Origin of the sequence: Variovorax sp. PAMC28562, assembly GCF_014303735.1 — a bacterium.
Classification (GTDB): Bacteria; Pseudomonadota; Gammaproteobacteria; order Burkholderiales; family Burkholderiaceae_C; genus Variovorax.
The window spans coordinates 1,219,567-1,239,556 of the sequence record NZ_CP060296.1 but is presented as its reverse complement, the minus strand read 5'-3'; the positions used below and the strand labels follow the sequence as shown (position 1 = coordinate 1,239,556).

20 protein-coding genes are annotated in these 19,990 nt (G+C 64.0%); 8 read left to right on the top strand and 12 right to left on the bottom strand.

Annotated features, from left to right (window positions below; all coding sequences use genetic code 11):
* Positions 1 to 11 precede the first annotated feature (11 nt).
* From H7F36_RS05855 to H7F36_RS05840, 4 genes are all read left to right on the top strand, one after another.
* A complete protein-coding gene (locus tag H7F36_RS05855) occupies positions 12 to 1,544 on the top strand; it encodes an ABC transporter ATP-binding protein (RefSeq protein WP_187053795.1) in 1,533 nt (510 codons plus the stop codon).
* A complete protein-coding gene (locus H7F36_RS05850) occupies positions 1,537 to 2,649 on the top strand; it encodes an ABC transporter permease (RefSeq protein WP_187053794.1) in 1,113 nt (370 codons plus the stop codon). The genes H7F36_RS05855 and H7F36_RS05850 overlap by 8 nt, the downstream gene beginning before the upstream one ends.
* The gene (locus H7F36_RS05845) at positions 2,646 to 3,599 is read left to right on the top strand and encodes an ABC transporter permease (RefSeq protein ID WP_187053793.1); all 954 of its coding nucleotides are present in this window, start codon (positions 2,646 to 2,648) and stop codon (positions 3,597 to 3,599) included. Before H7F36_RS05850 ends, H7F36_RS05845 begins: the two co-directional genes overlap by 4 nt.
* Before the next feature lie 148 nt (positions 3,600 to 3,747).
* Complete coding sequence (locus tag H7F36_RS05840; RefSeq protein WP_187053792.1) at positions 3,748 to 4,002, top strand: hypothetical protein; 255 nt, start codon at positions 3,748 to 3,750, stop codon at positions 4,000 to 4,002.
* A 290-nt stretch (positions 4,003 to 4,292) separates the two neighbouring features.
* On the opposite strand, the gene H7F36_RS05835 is transcribed toward H7F36_RS05840, so the two are convergent.
* On the bottom strand, positions 4,293 to 5,189 hold the full coding sequence (locus H7F36_RS05835) for a transporter substrate-binding domain-containing protein (protein WP_187053791.1): 897 nt from the start codon (positions 5,187 to 5,189) through the stop codon (positions 4,293 to 4,295).
* 80 nt (positions 5,190 to 5,269) lie between these two features.
* Between H7F36_RS05835 and H7F36_RS05830 the strand changes: the two genes are divergently transcribed.
* Positions 5,270 to 5,893 carry a hypothetical protein gene (locus tag H7F36_RS05830; RefSeq protein ID WP_410003068.1) on the top strand — a complete coding sequence of 208 codons (624 nt, stop codon included), beginning with the start codon at positions 5,270 to 5,272 and terminating at the stop codon, positions 5,891 to 5,893.
* A 23-nt stretch (positions 5,894 to 5,916) separates the two neighbouring features.
* Here H7F36_RS05830 and H7F36_RS05825 read toward each other — a convergent pair whose 3' ends face one another.
* Positions 5,917 to 6,513, bottom strand: coding sequence for a cob(I)yrinic acid a,c-diamide adenosyltransferase (locus H7F36_RS05825; protein ID WP_187053790.1), 597 nt, complete (start codon positions 6,511 to 6,513; stop codon positions 5,917 to 5,919).
* 69 nt (positions 6,514 to 6,582) lie between these two features.
* Between H7F36_RS05825 and H7F36_RS05820 the strand changes: the two genes are divergently transcribed.
* Positions 6,583 to 8,004 (top strand): FAD-binding oxidoreductase, encoded by a 1,422-nt coding sequence (locus tag H7F36_RS05820; protein WP_187053789.1) that lies wholly within the window; start codon positions 6,583 to 6,585, stop codon positions 8,002 to 8,004.
* A 73-nt stretch (positions 8,005 to 8,077) separates the two neighbouring features.
* Here the strand turns inward: H7F36_RS05820 and H7F36_RS05815 are convergent, their stop codons facing one another.
* From H7F36_RS05815 to H7F36_RS05785, 7 genes are all read right to left on the bottom strand, one after another.
* On the bottom strand, positions 8,078 to 9,025 hold the full coding sequence (locus H7F36_RS05815; RefSeq protein ID WP_187053788.1) for a ParB/RepB/Spo0J family partition protein: 948 nt from the start codon (positions 9,023 to 9,025) through the stop codon (positions 8,078 to 8,080).
* 5 nt (positions 9,026 to 9,030) lie between these two features.
* A complete protein-coding gene (locus H7F36_RS05810) occupies positions 9,031 to 9,603 on the bottom strand; it encodes an RBBP9/YdeN family alpha/beta hydrolase (RefSeq protein WP_187053787.1) in 573 nt (190 codons plus the stop codon).
* Positions 9,593 to 10,507 carry a ParA family protein gene (locus H7F36_RS05805; protein ID WP_261802511.1) on the bottom strand — a complete coding sequence of 305 codons (915 nt, stop codon included), beginning with the start codon at positions 10,505 to 10,507 and terminating at the stop codon, positions 9,593 to 9,595. Before H7F36_RS05805 ends, H7F36_RS05810 begins: the two co-directional genes overlap by 11 nt.
* A 16-nt stretch (positions 10,508 to 10,523) precedes the next feature.
* Positions 10,524 to 11,138 (bottom strand): LysE family transporter, encoded by a 615-nt coding sequence (locus tag H7F36_RS05800; RefSeq protein WP_187053786.1) that lies wholly within the window; start codon positions 11,136 to 11,138, stop codon positions 10,524 to 10,526.
* Positions 11,139 to 11,315: 177 nt separating this feature from the next.
* A complete protein-coding gene (gene rsmG / locus H7F36_RS05795; protein WP_187053785.1) occupies positions 11,316 to 11,969 on the bottom strand; it encodes a 16S rRNA (guanine(527)-N(7))-methyltransferase RsmG in 654 nt (217 codons plus the stop codon).
* Positions 11,966 to 13,930 carry a tRNA uridine-5-carboxymethylaminomethyl(34) synthesis enzyme MnmG gene (mnmG, locus tag H7F36_RS05790; RefSeq protein ID WP_187053784.1) on the bottom strand — a complete coding sequence of 655 codons (1,965 nt, stop codon included), beginning with the start codon at positions 13,928 to 13,930 and terminating at the stop codon, positions 11,966 to 11,968. The genes rsmG and mnmG overlap by 4 nt, the downstream gene beginning before the upstream one ends.
* A gap of 253 nt (positions 13,931 to 14,183) precedes the next feature.
* Positions 14,184 to 14,369, bottom strand: coding sequence for a DUF1328 family protein (locus H7F36_RS05785; protein ID WP_187053783.1), 186 nt, complete (start codon positions 14,367 to 14,369; stop codon positions 14,184 to 14,186).
* A gap of 204 nt (positions 14,370 to 14,573) precedes the next feature.
* Between H7F36_RS05785 and gstA the strand changes: the two genes are divergently transcribed.
* Positions 14,574 to 15,182, top strand: coding sequence for a glutathione transferase GstA (gene gstA, locus H7F36_RS05780; protein ID WP_187053782.1), 609 nt, complete (start codon positions 14,574 to 14,576; stop codon positions 15,180 to 15,182).
* Between the two features lie 29 nt (positions 15,183 to 15,211).
* Here the strand turns inward: gstA and H7F36_RS05775 are convergent, their stop codons facing one another.
* Positions 15,212 to 16,486 (bottom strand): YbfB/YjiJ family MFS transporter, encoded by a 1,275-nt coding sequence (locus tag H7F36_RS05775; protein WP_187053781.1) that lies wholly within the window; start codon positions 16,484 to 16,486, stop codon positions 15,212 to 15,214.
* A gap of 135 nt (positions 16,487 to 16,621) precedes the next feature.
* Between H7F36_RS05775 and H7F36_RS05770 the strand changes: the two genes are divergently transcribed.
* A complete protein-coding gene (locus H7F36_RS05770; RefSeq protein WP_187053780.1) occupies positions 16,622 to 17,725 on the top strand; it encodes an alkene reductase in 1,104 nt (367 codons plus the stop codon).
* Between the two features lie 52 nt (positions 17,726 to 17,777).
* Here the strand turns inward: H7F36_RS05770 and H7F36_RS05765 are convergent, their stop codons facing one another.
* The gene (locus tag H7F36_RS05765) at positions 17,778 to 19,124 is read right to left on the bottom strand and encodes a sensor histidine kinase (RefSeq protein ID WP_261802510.1); all 1,347 of its coding nucleotides are present in this window, start codon (positions 19,122 to 19,124) and stop codon (positions 17,778 to 17,780) included.
* On the bottom strand, positions 19,121 to 19,810 hold the full coding sequence (locus tag H7F36_RS05760) for a response regulator transcription factor (protein WP_187053779.1): 690 nt from the start codon (positions 19,808 to 19,810) through the stop codon (positions 19,121 to 19,123). The genes H7F36_RS05765 and H7F36_RS05760 overlap by 4 nt, the downstream gene beginning before the upstream one ends.
* Between the last annotated feature and the right edge of the window lie 180 nt (positions 19,811 to 19,990).

The window sequence follows — 19,990 nt, the reverse complement described above, 5'->3', positions numbered from 1 at the left end:
CATTCAGCGTCATGGCGACCGCGCTGCAGCTCACTGGCATCTGCAAATCGTTCGACGGTTTCAAGGCGCTGATCGACGCGGACTTCAGCGCGCGCTGGGGCGAGGTGCATGCGCTGCTCGGCGAGAACGGCGCGGGCAAGTCGTCGCTGATGAACATCGCGGCCGGCCTCTATGCGCCGGAGTCGGGCCAGCTGCTGGTCGACGACAACGCGGTGCGGCTCGACGGCCCACGCGATGCAGCGCGGCATCACATCGGCATGGTGCACCAGCACTTCAAGCTGGTGAAGCCTTTCACCGTGGCCGAGAACATCCTGCTCGGGCATCCGCTCGCATCGGGTGAAGGCAGTCATCGCAAGCGGCTCGGCGTGCTCGAAGCGCAGATCCGCGCCAAGGCCGACGAGCTCGGATTCGCCATCGATCCGCGGCAACGCACGGAGCGGCTGTCGATCGCCGAACAGCAGCGCGTCGAGATCCTGAAAGTGCTGCTCGCGGGCGCCCGCATCCTGATCCTCGACGAGCCGACCGCGGTGCTGACCGACCGCGAAGCCGAACGCTTGCTGTCGACGGTGCAGGCGCTGGCGCGCAGCGGTTCTGCCGTCGTGCTGGTGACGCACAAGATGGCCGACGTGAGGCGCTATGCCGACCGCGTGACGGTGATGCGCGGTGGACGCACGGTGAAGACCGTCGACCCGAAGCAGACCGCGGTGGCCGAGCTGGTGCAGCTCACCGTCGGCGACTCGATCGCGCACTCGACCTTGCGACCGCAGCGCTCGCAGGCCGGTGCGGCGCGGCTTACCGTGCGCGGCTTGCGCACGGCTGCGGCCAAGGTCGTCGGTGATGCGCGGCCCGCCCTCGATGGTGTCGACCTCACGCTGCACGCCGGCGAGATCTACGGTCTGGCCGGCGTCGGCGGCAACGGTCAAAGCGAACTCGCCGCCGCGTTGATAGGACTCGACTCGACGATCGATGGCGACATCACGCTGGAGGATTTCGGCGACTTGAAGGCCGCCTCGAACTCGCAACGGCGCGCGTTGCAGTTCGCCGCCATCCCGGCCGATCGCTATGGGCTCGCATTGGCCGGCGCCTTGTCGGTGGCGGAGAACTTCGGCATCGGCCAGGTGCATGGCGGGCGCTACGGCTCGCCGTGGCGGCTCGACACCACGCAGCTTCAAGCCGATGCGAAGGCCGCCGTGGAACAGTTCGACGTGCAGGGCGTGCGCAACCTGGACCAGAAGGCGGCATTGCTTTCGGGTGGCAACGCGCAGAAGCTGGTGCTGGCGCGCGAGTTCGGCCGTACGCCACGCGTCGTGCTGGCGCACAGCCCGAGCCGCGGGCTCGACGTGCGCGCCGGTGCCGAGGTGCATGCGCGGCTGCTGGCCGCGCGCGATGCCGGCGCAGCGGTGCTGCTCATCAGTGAAGACCTGGACGAAGTGCTGGCGCTGGCCGATCGCGTCGGTGTGATGACGCGCGGGCGCATCGTGGCGGAGTTCGATCAGCCGGCCGATCGGCAAGCCGTGGGACAGGCGATGGTCGACCATGGCTGAGCTCACGGTGGACGGATCGATCGCCACGACCGTGGCACGGCAGCCGTTCGCAAGCCGGCGCTTCGCATTGGAGATCCGGCAGCAGATGGGATGGCTGCCGCAGGCCGCGATCCTCGTCGTATCGCTCGCCATCGGCATGGGCATCTCCGCGGCCATACTGGTCGCGGCGGGCGTGCCCGCGAACGAGCTGCTCAACGAGTTCGTGCTGCAGACGCTGTTCGACAAGCAAAGTCTGATGGCGGTGCTGTTCCAGGCGGCGCCGATGATCCTCGTCGGCATCGCGGCCTCAATGTCGTTTCGTGCGCGCTTCTGGAACCTCGGGCTCGAAGGGCAAATGATCTGGGGCGCCATCGGTGCGACGGCCATCTCGTTCTTCGACCTCGGGCCGCCGGCCCTGCGCCTGCCGCTGATGCTGCTCATGGCGATCGGGCTCGGGCTCTCGTGGGCAGTGGCACCCGCGCTGCTCAAGCTGAAGCTCGGCGTCAACGAAATCATCTCGACGCTGATGCTCAACTACATCGCCGGCTACTTCCTGCTGCACCTCGTCTACGGCGCATGGAAAGACCCGAAGGATTCGTTCCCGTATTCGCCGCAGTTCCGCGCCTTCGAGCGGTTGCCCGAATGGTTCGGGAATGTGAGCACCGCGGCGATCGGCCTCGCGCTGATCGTTGCCGTGCTGGCGTGGTGGTTCGTCGGCATCAGCCGTGCGGGGCTGTACCTGCGCTTCGTCTATGCCAACCCGCGCATGGCCGAGGCGGTGGGCGTGCCGGTGCGCCGGATGATCCTGTCGGCGGTGCTGGTGTCGGGTGCGCTGTCGGGCATCGCGGGGTTCGTGGTGGTGGCGGGACAGGAGGGCCGGCTGACGCAGGCCTTCTACGCGGGCTACGGCTTCTCCGGCATCCTGATCGCCTTCCTCGCGCGCAACAATCCGTTGGCTGCGACGGTGGTTGCGGTGCTGGTCGCAGCGCTCTTCGTGGCGGGGCGCAACCTGCAGGTGTTCTATCAAATCCCGTTCTCGATGGTGCAGCTGATCCAGGCGATCGTGGTGATCTGCGTGGCTTCGTCGGACTTCTTCATCCGGCACCGGATACGGCGCGTTCGATGAGCGCTTTTGCGATCGCTACCAATTGGTTAGGCAACGCGCCGGACTTTGCAGTGCCGTATGCGTTGGCCGCACTCGGGCTCATTCTCACCGAGCGATCGGGCGTGCTGTCGCTCGGCGCCGAAGGCTTGATGCTGGTCGGTGCGCTGGCCGGCATCGGCGCGCAGATCGCTTTCGGGCATCCCGCTCTTTCGCTCGTCATTGCGATGCTGGCGGCGAGCGCGGTGTCGATCCTGTTCGCCGTCATGACCATCCTGCTGCGCGTGAACCAGGTCATCGCCGGGCTGGCACTGGTCTTCTTTTGCCAGGGCTTGACCAGTCTCGTCGGCACGCTGTTCGGCTGGACCAATGTGGCGGTGACCAGCTTCAGTGCGCTGCCGTTGTGGCCGTTGTCGGAGCTGCCGCTGGTGGGCCGGCTCTTCACGCAGAACATCGTCGTGTACCTCACGCTGCCGATCTTCATCGCGGTGGTCTGGTACCTAACGCGCACCAGCGCCGGACTGCGCATGCGCGCGGTCGGCGAGAACCCGCAGGCGGCCGATGCGGCCGGCATCAGCGTCGGGGCATGGCGCTTCGCTGCGGTACTCGCTGGGGCGGCGCTGGTCGGGTTAGCGGGCGCCTACATCTCTGTCGTGAGCACCAAGCTCTGGATCGCCGGCATGACCGGTGGGCGCGGCTGGATCGCAGTCGGCCTCGTGATCTTCGCGCGCTGGTCGCCATGGAAAGCGTTGGCTGGCGCGGTGCTGTTCGGCTGCATCGAGGCGTTGATTCCGCAGCTCGCCGCGGCCGGCGTGCAGCTGCCGCAGTACTTCGTGTCGATGACGCCGTACGCCATCACGCTCGCCGTGATGATCTGGGTCGCGGTTGCACAAAAGAGTGACGAGGGCGGTGGGACCAACGATGGCGAACCCGGTGCATTGGGCGAGCCTTACCTGCGGGAAGAAAGACGATGAGCACCGCGAGAGGTCACATGGAATCACAGGATCTGTGGGCCCATTGGCACAGTGCCGCGCTGCGGACAGTGCAGCGCCAAATAAGTCCGCGGCAGCCGCTAAGGCAAGCGTACATTGGTACACAGTACTGCTCCCGAAATGGATCGTCATGCCACTGCGCCGCCCTCTAGTTGCCCCGAAGGATTTCGTTTCTGCTGAAACCATCCGGCGCGACCGTCTCAGGCTGGCTTTGCCGGCAACTGTCGCCATGCTCCGTGAGCGGCACGCCGACCAGATCGACGTCGACGACATCGAAGCCTACGTCGCTCTCAACTGGCTCGAGTGGCAGGGTGGCGGCCTCCGGCTGACGATCACCGGCAAGAACGTCTGCGCGCAGATGGCGCCGGCTGCTGTCGCCGATTAGCGCAGCTTGAAGTGGATACGGTCTACTGCCCGCACACCGCTGCGACTCCTGATTCGAGATGATCTGCGCGATCAGCCCGGTCGCGATGGCGGCGAGCACAAAGTGACCGCCGCCGGCGCCGCGAGAGCGCCGGCGAGAATGCCGGTGCTGGGCTTGTTCATTTGAAACTCCTTCATGTTTAAGCGACGGGCATTCAGTGTCTTCGACTCATTTGTCGCCCGCACCCGGATCAGACGCGCGTCAGGTACAGCCGCGTAACCGTCCAACCTCGCCATCACCCCTGATCGCGGTCAAGTCGCCGGCTTGTCGCTCGGCGTCATGATGTTGTCCTTCAGTTCCTTGCTCATCGGAAGCCCGATGGGCAGGTTCTTCGGCGCGATGGGCTGCATGAACCACTTGTCGTAGAGCTTGTCGAACTGGCCCGACTTCATCAAGCCGGTGATGACACCGTCGACCAGCGCCTTGTACTGCGGATCGTCCTTGGGCAGCATGCAGGCGTACGGCTCGACCTGCAGCGCTTCGCCGACGACTTCGAGGTCGGCCGGGGTTTTGGAGTTCGACTTCAACCCGTACAGCAGGATGTCGTCCATCGCGAAGGCCGTGGCGCGATCGCTCTCCAACAGCAGCAACGAATCGGAATGGTCCTTGCCCATCACGATGTCGATGTCGAGGTTCTTGTCGGTGCTGTATTTGCGCACGACCTGAACGTTGGTCGTGCCGGTCGTGATGGCGACCTTCTTGCCCTTGAGGTCCGGGTAGTCCTTGATGCCTGCGCCCTTCTTCACGAGCAGCCGCGTGCCGGTATAGAAATGGTTGATGGCAAAGGCGACGTCCTTGGCGCGCGCCGAGTTGTTGGTGGTGGAGCCGCACTCCAGATCGAGCGTGCCGTTGGTGATGAGCGGGATACGGTTTTGTGACGTCACCGCCATCAGTCCGACTTCCAGATTCGGCTTGCCCAGTTTTTGCTTGACCGCTGCGACGATGGCGTTCGTCAGCTCGACCGAGAAACCGACGGGTTTCTCAGGACCGTCGAGGTAGCTGAAAGGCACCGACGATTCGCGGTAGGCCACAGTCATCTTGTTGGCTGCGGCAATCTTCGCAAGCGTGTCGGCAGCATGCGCGCCGGTGCAAGCGGCAAGTGCGGCGGCAACGGCCAGCACAGCGGTCGTGAGGGCAGAAAGTTTCATGGAGACCTCTTTGGAGAACTGAACGAACAAGAAACTTGGAAAGAGCTCGGCAGTACGCAAGGCGGGTGCCAACATGTCCCATGCACCGCACACGCCAGATCCGCACTGCGTCGCAGCTCATCATTAGCCAAGCTCGCGAGGTCGAGCGCATCGGCATTTTCCAGAACAAAGGAGGCGCAAGTGCCGGCAACGGCGCGCAGCTGAGCTACTCGTATGTGGCGGCGCTGGCCGATCCGTCGATCTGGCGACAGTTGCCGCACTTGTTGTTCTCGCCTTCGTCGCCGCTGAAGCTGCGGCCGAAACTCGATTCGCAGCAGCGGCGTTGGGGCCTCGCGTCCCTGGCTGCCCGCAATGCCCCGATGGCCGCAGCGAGCCGCGCCGTGTTCGACAGCGTGCGCGCCGAGCTGCCGGCCGACATCGACTTCTCTGCCACCGGCAAATCGCGGGGGCCGCGTGCAGGCTGTGCAAGCCGCCGGAGGCCCGGTGCAGGCAGATGCCTTCGTGATGGCCCTGGGAAGCGCCTCGGCGCGGTTTGGGCGCCAGCTTGGCGCCTACCTGCCGGTGTACCCACTGAAGGGCTACAGCGTTACCCTCGACGTCGACAACTCGCCCGGAGCAGCGCCGACGGTGAGCGTGACCGACAGCGCGTGCAAGACGGTGTTCGCATGCATCGGCTCACGGCTGCGCGAGGCCGGCATGGCTGAGATCCTGCGGCTGCGTCAAGAAGCTAGGCCGTCGGCGCACCATCTTCGGCTGCGCCATCCGCCGCCGCACGCGCCATCCGCTCGCTCTTCCAGTAGACATCGTCGCCGCCATCCATTCGGTTCAAGACCCGCGACAGCACGAAGAGCAGGTCGCTGAGCCGATTCAGGTACTGCCGCAGCGCATCGTTGATCTCGGTTGCCGCACCCAGTGAAACGACCGCACGCTCGGCGCGCCGCGCGACTGTGCGGCACACATGCGCAAGCGAGGCCGCGCGCGTGCCCGCCGGCAAGATGAACTCCGCCAATCGTGGCAACGCCGCGTTGTGCTCGGCCAGCGCGTTGTCGATCTGCAGCAGCGCCTCCGGCTTCAGCAGCGTGTAGCCCGGCATCGAAAGCTCGCCGCCCAGGTTGAAGAGCTGGTGCTGGATGTCGACCAGCAGTTCGCGCACTTTGTCCGGCATCGGCTCGCACAGCAGCACGCCGATCTGCGAATTCAGCTCGTCGACGTCGCCCATGGCGTGTACGCGCAAGTGGTCTTTGGGCACGCGCGTGTTATCGCCCAGGCCGGTGGTGCCGTCGTCGCCGGTGCGGGTCGCGATCTGCGTCAGGCGGTTGCCCATGGTGGTGTCTTTCTGCTGTGGAGTTTGGCGGTAGGTTCTTAGAATGGTAGACCGCCTCCGGAGACATCCATGAACGCACCCACCGCCCTCGCCCATCTGACGCCTGAATTGGCGTTGCGCAACACACCCGACGCATTGATCGACGCGTTGAAGGCGCGCTTCGGCACCAACTGTTCCACGGCGCTGGCCGTGCGCACGCAGCATGGGCGCGACGAGTCGTCGTTCGAGGCGCCGCCGCCGTCGGCCGTGGTGTTCGCCGAATCGACGCAGGACGTCGCCGACGCAGTCACGCTCGCGAGCGAATACAGCGTGCCGGTCATTCCGTTCGGCGTCGGCTCGTCGCTCGAAGGCCATCTGCTCGCCGTGCAGGGTGGCATCAGCATCGACGTGTCGCGCATGAACAAGGTGCTCTCGATCAACGCCGACGACCTGACGGTGACGGTGCAGCCGGGCGTCACGCGCAAGGCGCTCAACGAAGAGATCAAGAGCACCGGCCTTTTCTTTCCCATCGACCCGGGCGCCGACGCATCGATCGGCGGCATGACCGCCACCCGCGCCAGCGGCACCAACGCGGTCCGCTACGGCACGATGCGCGAGAACGTGCTGGCGCTCGAAGTGGTCACGGCCGGTGGCGAAGTCATTCGCACCGGCACGCGCGCCAAGAAATCATCGGCAGGCTACGACCTCACCCGCCTGATGGTCGGCAGCGAAGGCACCCTTGGGGTCATCACCGAAATCACGCTGCGGATCTATCCGTTGCCCGAGGCGGTGTCAGCGGCGATCTGCTCGTTTCCGAGCATCGAGGCGGCTGTGCGCACGACCATTGAGATCATCCAGCTGGGCGTTCCGATCGCGCGGGTCGAACTGATCGACGTGAACACGGTGCGCATGGTCAACGCGTACTCGAAACTCACGCTGCGCGAAGAGCCGTTGCTGCTGATGGAATTCCACGGCTCGCCGGCCGGCGTCAAGGAACAGGCCGAAACCGTTCAAGAGCTGGCCAGCGGCCATGGCGGCAACGCCTTCGAGTGGGCCAGCACGCCCGAAGAGCGCACGCGCCTCTGGGCAGCACGTCACAACAGCTACTTCGCGGCGATTCAGTCGCGGCCAGGCTGTCGGGCGATTTCGACCGATACCTGCGTGCCGATCTCCCGGCTGGCCGACTGCCTGCTCGAGTCGGTGGCCGAGGTCGACGCCAGCGGCATCCCCTACTTTCTGGTCGGTCACGTCGGCGACGGCAACTTCCACTTCGGCTATCTGATCGACCCCAACGATGCCGAAGAACGCACCAAGGCCGAGGCGCTGAACCATGCACTGGTGATGCGCGCGATCGAACTGGAAGGCACCTGCACCGGCGAACACGGCATCGGGCTGCACAAGATGGACTTTCTCGTGACCGAGGCGGGCGCGGGAGCGGTGGACATGATGCGGACGATCAAACGGGCGCTGGACCCGAAGAACATCATGAATCCAGGAAAAATCTTCCGCTAGAGATTTCGCTCGCTCATCTTCTCCTTGCCGGAGCGGTTGTCGATGAGGGCCAGCAGCGCGCTGGCTTCCTTTCCTATGCCATTCGACGTAGGCGATCGATCAACCCATTCAGCGCCTCAAGCGTGCCGAAGTGGATCGCAAGCTCACCGCTCTGCTCCACTTGCCCGCCGCGCTTGGTGCGCTTCTTGAGCCGGACTTCGACTTCGGCTGTGAGCAGGTCGGCCAGCTCTTCTTCGACGCGCTGCAAGTCGCGGGACTTCTCGCCCGCTGCGCTGCCGTGGCGCGGCGAAGGCGACAGGCTGAACTCGGCCGCCAGCTTTTTGACCAGGGCTTCGGCTTCCCGAACCGACATCTTCTTTGCGGCGATCTGGTTGGCCGCGGTGATCTGCGTGCCACGATCGAGCGACAGCAAAGCTCGCGCGTGACCCATGTCGATGTCGCCCGCCATCAGCATGGCCTGCGCCGGCTCGGCCAGATTAAGCAAGCGAAGCAAGTTGCTCGCCGCGCTTCTTGAACGGCCTACAGCCTGCGCCGCAGCTTCGTGAGTGAGCCCAAACTCAGCCACCAGCCTCTGCAGGCCTTGAGCCTCTTCCAGCGGGTTGAGGTCTTCACGCTGAATGTTCTCGATCAGCGACATCGCCGCCGCGGCTTCGTTGGGCACGTCGCGCACCAGCACCGGCACGCTGTCGAGACCAGCCAGTTTGGCTGCGCGGTAGCGACGTTCACCTGCGATGATTTCGAATTCCGCGTTCTTCGCGTCTGCCGATTCGGCGTCTAGCCGACGCACCAGGATCGGCTGCATGATGCCTTGAACCTTGATGCTCTCGGCCAATTCGTACAGAGCGCCCTCGTCCATGCGCGTGCGTGGCTGGTAGACGCCGGGCACCATTTGATCGAGCCTCAGCACGGTCGGGTTGTGCGCAATGCCGTTTCCGTCGAGGCTACCGCTGGCTGAAGATGCGGTCGGGCCGAGCAAGGCTTCGAGTCCGCGGCCAAGGCCTTTGAGTTTTTTGGTGACCATGATCGTTATTCTTCTTTCGAAATTTCGTTGAGCAGGGCGCGCCCTTGGGGCCAATCACCCAGGCCAGATTCGCTGTTGAGATGTCCGCCTTCACCGCCGATGCCAGCGTCCACTGAATCGACAAAGCGGACTCCCCAGTCGGCGGCCATGTGTCGGGAGCGGTCGATGGTGCAATACGGGTCGTTGTCGGCAGCGATCATCAGAGCCTTGAAAGGCAAGGTCCGCCGCACGATCGGCGCCCAGCCAGGGATCATCTGCCTCAGGTCATCGCGCTCGACGTCGCCCGGCGCAACGAGCAGCGCCGCATGCACCTTCTGCGTGTTGCGTGAGTGCGCAGCCCAGGCGGCGACGAGGATGCAGCCTAGGCTGTGCGCAACGAGGATCACCCGGCTCGGCGCGGCCAGCACTTCTTCTTCGAGGCGCGCGGACCAGTCGCCGCGGCGCGGATGCATCCACTCGTGTTGCTCGACCCGGCGGTCGCCGTAGAGCGTTTCCCAGCGGCTTTGCCAATGACCAGCGTCGCTGTTCTGCCAACCCGGCAGCAGCAGGACCGTACCGTCCGCAGGACTAGCCGCCATTGTGGTTCTGCACCGCTGGTTGCACGCCGGAGGCTTTATCTGCCACACCTGCGGCGCTGGCTGTACTCACCCCAACGACCGGCCCGTCATCGGGGGGTGCCGACGGAGATTGCAGTGCGCTGGCCGGCGGCATCTTTTCCACCAGCTCTTTAGCGAAGGCGACGAAGGCCACGCTGCCTTTGGCTGACGGGTCGAACACCACGCCAGGCAGCCCGTAGCTCGGCGCCTCCGCGAGGCGCACGTTGCGCGGGATCACCGTGTCGAAAACCTTATCGCCGAAGTGCGCCTTCAGTTGATCACTCACCTGCTGCTGCAGCGTGATGCGCGGATCGAACATCACTCGCAGCAAGCCGATGATCTGCAGGTTCTTGTTGAGGTTGGCGTGTACCTGCTTGATGGTGTTGACCAAGTCGGTCAGACCTTCGAGCGCGAAGTACTCACATTGCATCGGCACGATGACGCCGTGGGCCGCACACAGGCCGTTGAGCGTGAGCAGGCTGAGGGAGGGAGGGCAATCGATCAGGATGAAGTCGTACTCGGCGCCGACGGAAGCCAGCGCGGTACGCAGGCGCTTTTCCCGGCGGTCGAGCGCGACCATCTCCACCTCTGCGCCGGCCAGCTCGCGATTGGCGCCCAGGATGTCATATCCGCAACCTGCCGCCTCCAGCTTCTCGGCTTTGACGCGAGCTTCGGCCACGGTCGCCGACTCAAGCAGTACGTCGTACACCGACAGTTCGAGCTGTCGCTTGTCGATGCCGGACCCCATGGTCGCGTTGCCCTGGGGATCGAGGTCGATCATGAGCACTCGCTGACCAACTTTGGCCAGGCCGGCGGCCAGGTTGACTGTGGTGGTCGTCTTGCCGACGCCGCCCTTTTGATTGGCAATGCAGAAAATTTTAGCCATGTGCTTGTTCGGTCGGCTAGCGGGACAGCGCCAGCTTGACGCCGAAGCCGATCAGAAAAGCGCCCGCCAATTTTTCCAGCGTCGACGACACGCGCGGATTGGCACGGAGCCTTTCGGCGAGAAAGTAAGTCAACAAGGTGGCGATGAGTCCATAAGCGAGCGTCAACGCGGCGATCGTCGCAGCCATCACGCCGAAAGTCGTGAGTCCTTGGTGCTGCGCCGGATCGACAAACAGCGGGAAGAACGCCATGTAGAAGACGATGGCTTTGGGGTTCAACAGCGTGATCGCCATCGCCTGCCGAAAGAACTGCCGCGGCCGGATGTTGAGAATCGGCGCGGCGCCGGGCTTGGCAAGCAACATCTTCAAACCGAGCCACGCGAGATAAGCAGCGCCCAGCCATTGGACGGCATGAAAGGCCATCGGATATGCGGAGAGCAAAGCAGCGACGCCAGCGACAGCGGCCCACATCAATATCTGGTCGCCAGCGATCACACCCAGCGTGGCAGCCAAACCACCTCGAATCCCGCCCTTGCCAGTCGACGTGATCAATGCCAGATTGCCCGGGCCGGGGATCAGCAAAAACAGGATTATGGCGGCGACAAACGCACCGTAGTCAGCGATGCCGAACATGGAATTGGGGGCTGTAGGAAAACCCCGAGTGTACGCATGGCTTCGACATTTCCCAATTGCGGGCAGCCGGGCTGCCGGCCCGTTCGGGCCCGGGGAACGTGGTGAAAGAGCGGGTGATCGACATGGACACGCCCTTCTGTCTCGGACGTCACGAAGAACGCCGCCGACATGATTTGTCTAATCCTTCCGAAGCCAGACGATGCAACGCTCGGCGTCCAGGCCGGGAACAACCAGTTGTTCCACGTGAAACACTACCGTCCCGACAGGCAGATTTTTAATCTCTTCATCCGGCGTTCGACCCTTCATCGCAAGCCAGATCCCATCGGACCGCAGGGCGTTTGCTGAGCCACCGACAAAGTCTCCGAGCGAGGCAAATGCGCGTGAACTGACGACCTCGTAAGGATCTGTCATTGCCTCGATGCGGGCATGCAGGCCTGTGAGATTGGGCAACTCGAGTTCAGCCGCAGCTTGCTGAACGAATGCGATCTTCTTGGCGACGGCATCGAGACAAGTCACATCGACATTCGGGCAAAGGATCGCGATCACGGCACCTGGCAGGCCGGCGCCCGATCCCACATCCAGAAGACGGATCTTCTCCCATCCTCTTTTTTTCAACTCGCGACGAAGAGCGGGAACGACAGCCATGCTGTCAAGCAAGTGGTGCGTCAAGATGCCTGCCGGGTCGCGCACCGCCGTCAGGTTGTAGACCTTGCTCCACTTCATCAGGAGCGCGCCGTAGTTTCCCAACTGCGCCAATTGGGCGCCCGTCAGTTCAACATTCAATGCCTCCGCGCCGCGTCGCAGCGCAGCGTCCGAGAGCACAGTGGTCATTCGGCAGCCTGCGGCTCTGGCTGCCTGGCCCCGAGCCCCGACGCATCCACTGCAAAGGCGCGATGTCCGCCCTTACGCAGATGCACGAGCAGCAACGAAATCGCTGCCGGAGTCACACCAGAAATGCGCGAAGCCAGCCCCAAAGTCTCCGGCCGATGCTTCGTCAATTTCTGCCGAACCTCAAAGCTCAGCGCCGGCACTTGGGTGTAGTCGAATGCGTCCGGCAGCTTCAGATTCTCGAAGTGGGACGCGCGCTCGACTTCATCGTGCTGACGTTCGATGTAACCCGAGTATTTGGCGGAGATTTCAATCTGCTCTATCTCGGTCTCACCAAGAGGCAAATCCGCAACGTACTTGCCACCATTCAACGACATCAACGAGGCATAGCTGACATCAGGGCGTCGAAGCAAATCAGCCAGGTTGTATTCGTGATCGATCGCCTTCCCGAGGACGCGCTCCGACTCGGCCGACGGAAGATTGCGCGGATTGATCCAGATCGATTTCAACCGCTCTGTTTCACGTGAAACAACATCACGTTTTCGGCTGAAAGCATCCCATCGCGCATCGTCGACCAACCCGAGCTTGCGACCAGTCTCTGTCAGACGCATGTCGGCGTTGTCCTCGCGAAGTTGGAGCCTGAACTCCGCTCGGCTGGTGAACATTCGGTAAGGCTCGGTCACGCCCTTACTGATCAAGTCGTCGACAAGCACGCCAAGGTAGGCCTCGTCACGACGCGGCAGCCAGGCATCGTCGCCCCGGCATTGCAGCGCGGCATTCACGCCCGCAAAAAGACCCTGCGCAGCCGCCTCTTCGTAACCCGTCGTGCCGTTAATCTGCCCCGCAAAGAACAACCCCCGCACCGCACGTGTCTCGAAATTGCCCTTGAGCTCACGTGGGTCGAAGTAGTCATATTCGATGGCGTAGCCAGGTCGAAGAATGTGCGCGTTTTCCAAACCGGCCATCGACCGCACCAGCTGATACTGGATGTCGAAAGGCAAGCTCGTCGAGATCCCGTTCGGGTAGTACTCGTTCGTCGTCAAACCTTCTGGTTCCAGAAAGATCTGGTGGCTTTCCTTGTCTGCAAAGCGATTGATCTTGTCTTCGACGCTCGGGCAATAACGGGGGCCGATGCCATCGATCTTGCCGGTGAACATTGGGCTGCGATCGAATCCGGATCTGATGATGTCGTGGGTGCGCGCGTTGGTGTGCGTAATCCAGCAGGCCATCTGCGCTGGATGCATTCCCGCACGCCCCATGAAACTGAACACCGGCATTGGACCCGTGCCGCCTTCCATGCCGTCGCCGGGCTGCGCGGTGCATTTCGAAAAATCAATCGTTCGACCGTCGAGTCGAGGCGGCGTGCCGGTCTTCAAGCGGCCCTGCGGCAGCTTGAGCTCCTTCAGCCGCGCCGACAGGCTGATCGCGGGCGGGTCACCGGCGCGTCCAGCCTGATAGTTGTCGAGGCCGACATGAATGCGACCGTCGAGAAAGGTTCCGGCCGTCAGCACCACCGCGCGCGCGCGGAAGCCAATGCCCACTTGCGTGACAGCGCCCACCACACGGTCACCTTCGATGATCAGGTCATCGACGGCCTGTTGAAAAAGCCAGAGGTTCGGTTGGTTTTCGAGCCGATGCCGAATCGCGGCCTTGTACAAAACCCGGTCGGCCTGCGCCCGCGTGGCCCGCACGGCGGGGCCCTTGCTGGAATTAAGAATGCGAAATTGAATGCCTGATTCGTCGGTCGCCAGCGCCATCGCACCGCCCAACGCATCGACCTCTTTGACCAAGTGGCCCTTGCCAATCCCGCCGATCGACGGGTTGCAGCTCATCTGGCCCAGGGTTTCGATGTTGTGCGACAGGAGCAATGTGCGCGCGCCCATGCGCGCCGAAGCCAGCGCGGCTTCAGTGCCGGCGTGACCGCCACCGACGACGATCACATCGAATTCTTCGGGGTACAGCATGAATGGGGCGCGACTCTGACGCGCTGCAGCAAAGTGGGGCGTCGATTTTAATCGCCGCCTCGGACATTCGCACCATCCTTTGCCTATAGGCCTCTCGAATCAAGGCATCGCAAAAGCCTGATGCCATTTGCCTCTAACGCTATCCTATTGGTAGCACGGGCTGCTCAGTCTGCGACCGCAATGACCTGGGCCCGATGCACCGTCGCCTCGTAGCTGATCTTCGACGAGCCCGGCACAGCTCCAAAATGAAAAACTAGTCGAGCGCTTTTCGGACAGCTCCCACACCCAGTGCGGCGAGTACCAGGAACACAACTGCCAGGATCAGGAACAAGCCGAACAGCACCTTCGCAATGCCGGCGGCGCCGGCAGCCACACCACCAAAGCCGAGAGCACCGGCGATAAGCGAAATCACGGCAAAAACAATTGCGTACTTCAACATGGAAACTCCTTTGCAGCAGGCCACCGCCCGCAGGGAAACAAAGATTAAATGTTGGCGCGAGCGGCAGCGAATAGTCGGCGCCCGCGAGGGACCGTAGGACAAAAACGCGGTCACTGGCTAGATCCTCCGCACCCTCACCCGGAGTCCATGGACCCGTTAGCATTCGCCATCTTGTCGACACAAATGAAACCAACGGAGCACTCCATGAAGCTGTATTTCTCCCCCGGCGCCTGCTCGCTGTCGCCGCACATCGCCCTGCATGAGGCCGGCCTCGCGTTCGAGCCCGTGCTCGCCAGCACCAAGAGCCACAAGCTGCAAGACGGCACCGACTACTACGGCATCAATCCGCTCGGCTACGTGCCCATGCTCGAACTAGACGATGGCACGCGCCTGCGCGAGGGCCCGGCCATCCTGCAATACATCGCCGACTTGGTCCCGCTGAAAAACCTTGCGCCCGCTGCGGGCACGATGCCGCGCTACCGCCTGCAAGAGTGGTTGAACTTCATCGGCACGGAGATGCACAAGGGCTTCAGCCCACTCTTCAATCCGGCCACGCCGGACGAGTACAAAGCCGTGGTCAAGGCACGGCTCGCGTCGCGCTATACATGGCTGGAGAGCGAGCTCGCAGGCAAGGAGTACCTGATGGGTGAGCACTTCAACGTGGCCGACGGCTACCTGTTCACCATCACCAACTGGGCCAAGCCGCTGGGCATCGACTTGTCGCCGTACCCGGCGGTCATGGCTTGGCATGCGCGCGTTGGTGCGCGACCGGCTGTTCAGGAAGCCTTGAAGGCTGAAGCCGCGCTGAAGTAGCGCAATGACGGGAGCGCGCCCGACCGTCGTCATGTCGGCATTGCCAAAGGCTTCTGCTTCGACGCCAACGCAGCGCCGATCCACAAAGTGATCGCCGACACGACGAGCCCGCGCGCCAGGCCCCCTGAACCATCGGAAATCCAGCCCGCCACCGTCGGTCCGACGATCTGCCCCAGCGCGAAAGCGATCGTGAATGCGCTGATGCCGGTGGCCCACTGCGCTTCTGGCAGGTTGTGCCGGACCAGTGCCGTGGTCGATGCCACCACCGACAGAAACACCGCGCCGAAAAGTACACCGGACGCCACCGCCACAGGCCACGACGTGCTCAACACCGGCAGCAAGGTCGCTATGCCCAGCAAGGTGTTCAGCAGTGCCTGCGGTCGACCATCCCGATAGCGATCGAGCAGGCCAGCCCAAAGACGCGACGACGCGACGCAGGCCACGCCGAGCAACGAATAAAACAACGTGACGCCGCCGGCGCTGGCGCCCTGCTCCCGCAGCAGCGCGATGACGAAAGTCATGTAGCCGATGTAGCCTGCGCCGAAGAAGGTGTAGCCACCGAGTGCCCAGCCGAAGCGGCGCACCGGCACGGGCCGCGGACCGACTCGCACCTCCGCCGTGTTCGTGGGCACGGTCGTTCGGCGTGCTGTATTGCGGTCCAGCGCACGCACCGTCACCGCCAACACCATCGTCGCCACGGCACTCACCGCCGCCAGCATCCACCACGCCCAGGCCCAACCGTGCGGCACGCCCGCCGCCGCATGCAGCACCGGCGGCACCAGCAACGCCGACAGCAAGATGCCGAAGCCAGTCCCGCCGTAATAGATGCCGAGCAACAAGCCGGCGCGCGTCGGGTGCTCGGCGCCGAGCCGCGCAGCCAGCAGCCCACCCGCCACGAAGACCCATGCGCTGGCCACGCCGGCGAGCCAGCGTTGCAACAACAGGGCAGGCGCCGCTTCGACGAAGCCGCTCGCGGCCATGAAGATGCTCGCCAGCACCGCGCCCCACACCAGCAAGCGCTTGGGGCCGACGCGCCGCATCAAGGCCGGCATCACCAGCGCGCCCATCAGGTAGCCGAAGGCATTGGCGGTGTTCATGCCGCCGGCCAGCGCATAGCTCCAACCCAGATCGGCGCGCATCGGTGGCAACAGCAGGCCATAGGCGAAGCGCGTGATGCCGAGCGACACCGCTGCACCCATCGACAGCGCAAGGGCCATTCGAAGCGGGCTTCGAACAGAGCGCGACGCCGCCGATGACAGCGCGGCCAGGGCTGGCGTGTCGGGTGGCTTGGACGAAAAGGTCATGGGCTCGTGGCGGTCGGCAGATCATTTTGCGACACCCGGCCGACACCGCACGACAACCCTGTCACAGCACGTTTGCGCGCGCGGCGCTAACCTTGCCGCCCTCGTCCCCTTTTGTCCAACTTAGACCTGATCCCGATGCACACACTTTTCGACCCCGTACAAGCCGGCGACCTGCACCTCGCCAACCGCATCGTGATGGCGCCGCTGACGCGCAATCGCTCGCCCAACGCCGTTCCGCCCGACATCGCCTCGACCTATTACGCGCAGCGTGCCAGCGCCGGACTGCTCATCACCGAAGCAACCGCGATCAGCCAGCAGGGCCAGGGCTACTCCGACGTACCGGGCCTCTACGGCACCGAGCAGCTCGACGCATGGAAGAAGGTGACCGACGCGGTGCATGCCGACGGCGGCAAGATCGTCGTGCAACTCTGGCACGTGGGCCGCGTGTCGCACATCGACTTGCAACCCGAAGGCGGCAAACCCGTCGCACCTTCGGCCATCACCGCCAAGACCAAGACCGTGCTCATCAAGGACGGCGTGGCAGGCTTCGTCGACACCTCGGAACCCCGCGCGCTCGACGCTGGAGAGATCCCCGGCATCGTTCACTCCTTTGCCACTGCGGCACGCAACGCAGTTGAAACGGCCGGCTTCGACGGTGTCGAAATTCACGGCGCCAACGGCTACCTGCTCGACCAGTTTCTGAAGACCAACAGCAACCAGCGCACCGACGACTACGGCGGCAGCATCGAGAACCGCGCCCGCTTCACGCTCGAAGTCACGCGCGCCGTAGTCGATGCCGTCGGCGGCGGCAAGACCGGCATCCGCCTGTCGCCGGTGACGCCAGCCAACGGCGTCGAAGACGCCGATCCACAACCGCTCTTCACCTACGTCGTGAAGCACTTGGCGACGCTCGGGCTGGCCTACATCCACATCATCGAAGGCGCCACCGGTGGCCCGCGTGAACTGGACGACAGGCCGTTCGACTACGAAGCGCTCAAGGCTGCTTACCGCCAGGCCGGCGGCAAGGGCGCTTGGATGGTGAACAACGGCTACGACAAGCCGATGGCCGAGATCGCGGTCAAGGAAGGCGACGATCTCGTGGCCTTCGGAAGGCCCTTCATCGCCAACCCGGACCTGGTACGCCGCATCCGCGAAAGCGCGCCATGGAACGAGCTCGACAAGGCCACGTTGTACGGCGGCGGCACAAAGGGCTACACCGACTATCCGGCGCTCGCATAACGCCCGGCAGCCTGGGCATAGCCGAATTCGCGCCTTGAAAGTGGCGCGCGTCTCAGGCGCCAGCGAACGCGACGTTGACGCGCAAGCCACCGGTGGCCGCGTCGTTTTCCAGCGTGAGCTCGGCGCCAAGCAGCTTGGCGTAGCGCGCCACGATCGACAGTCCGAGTCCGGCGCCCTGGCCCAGCTTCTGCCCCGCCGCACCTTGCGACCCGCGCTGCACCAGTTCACGTTGCGCATCGGCCGGAATTCCGGCGCCATCGTCCACCACACTGAGCGTGCTGCCTGCGAGTTCGATCGTGATCGTGCGCCCGCCATAGCGCATCGCGTTGTCGATGAGGTTGTCCAGGATGCCTTCGATCAATGCGGCGTTGGCATCCACCGTGACAGGCTTCTCAAGCCCGATCGCACCGAGATCGACGCCCCTCGCATCGGCGCGCGTCAGGTGCCGCATGACGGCTTCTTCAGCGAGGCGATCGAGCCGAACCGGCTCTCGTTGCAATCCCGCGTGCGCCTCATCGGCCAATGCGAGGCCGAGCAGCTGGTCGACGAGGCGGCTCGCGCGTGCCTGGCTCGCCGCAATGCGTTCCAGTTGCTCACGCCACACCACGGGGTTTGGCTGAGCGAGTCCGTACTCGGCCAGCGCACGAATGCCGGCCAGCGGCGTCCGCAACTCGTGCGCCACATTGCCGGCAAATTCCCGCTGCGCCCGGACGCTTGAACCGAGCCGTTCGAACAGCGAGTTGACGGTATTGCCGAGCCTTTGCAACTCACGCGACGTCTGCGCCACCGGCACCGGCGCGAGGTCGCGCGCATCGCGGCGGTCGAGTGCGCGTTGCAGCTCACCCAACGGCCGCAGGTCGTTTCGGATACGCCGCCAGATCCACAGCGCCAACAAGGCGAGCAGGATGAGTTGCGGTGTGAGCGCATAGCTGAGCAGCCGCGCAACCAGCGTGGAACGGGCTCGCGTGGTCTGCGCGATGATGACTTGATAGGCATTTGGCGAGTCATGCCTGAGCACCACGGCACGCAACGCATTGCCCTGAAAAACGATGTCCGAAAAGCGCAGCTGCGCGTTTTCGCCAGGCGCCGGCGCTTCCAGCCCGGCGTTGCCTGCAAGCAGCGAACCATCGGGCCGCAGCACCGCGAAGTACACGGTTTCGACCTGATCGAAAAGCACCGTGGTCACTTCGCGCGGCGACAGCAAAAGCTCGATGCCGCCATCGCTCACCTGCACGTTGGTCGACACCGAATACGCATCGTCGAGCATCGCGTGATCGAAGGCCTGCTCGGTCAACACGTTGGCGATGAAGATCGCCACCGCCGTGCCGATGAGCCATGTCAGGCCCAAGGGCAGCAGCACGCTGCGCAGCAGACGCTGCGTCAGCGAAGGCGCGTTCACTGTTCGGCTTCCAGCAGGTAACCGATGCCTCGCAATGTACGGATGCTTGCACCGCTGCCCAGCAGCTTCTTGCGCAGGCGCGAGATGAAGGCTTCGAGCGCGTTGTCGCCGAGCGCCTCATCGAAGGTCGAGAGCTTGTCCGACAAGGAGCGCTTGCTCACCGCATGACCCGGCGGGCTCATGAGTTCCCACAGCACCTCGAACTCGCGCGCCGGCAAGTCGAGCGGCGTGCTGCCCATCGCAAAGCGCCGTGCCTTGCGATCGAGCTTGAGCTGGCCGAGCGTGACCATGTCTTCGGTGCCCTTGGCGCGTCGCACCAAGGCCCGCAAGCGCGCTTCGACTTCGGCCAGATCGAAGGGCTTGCCGAGGTAGTCGTCGGCGCCTGCATCGAGACCGGCGATGCGCTCTTCGGTGCGGTCGCGTGCGGTCAGTACCAGTACCGGCGTGCGGTCGCCACGAGCCCGCGCATGGCGCAACGCGGTCAGGCCGCTGCCAGTTACACTGCCCATCGCACCGGTCACCGGCAAGTTGAGATCGAGCAGCACCGCATCGAACGGCTGCACCCGCCACAGGTGATCGGCGTCATCGACATTCGATGCGACATCGACGCGATGCCCCGCATCCGCGAGGCTGCGCAGCATCACTTCGCGCAGTACGGCGTCGTCTTCGACAAGAAGTATTCGCATCGGTTTTAGCTGGAGAAAACGGTGGTCGAAAGTACGTGTTTATACGCAATCAGAGGGTCAGCGGCACGTCAGCCGCTCGGCGCGATAAACGGGGCATGAGCATACGACAGCAGGTGATTTTCAGGGAGCGGGTTATCAGCAAAAGGCCAGGGGTCTACCGTTGAGCGCGCGGCCCGCATT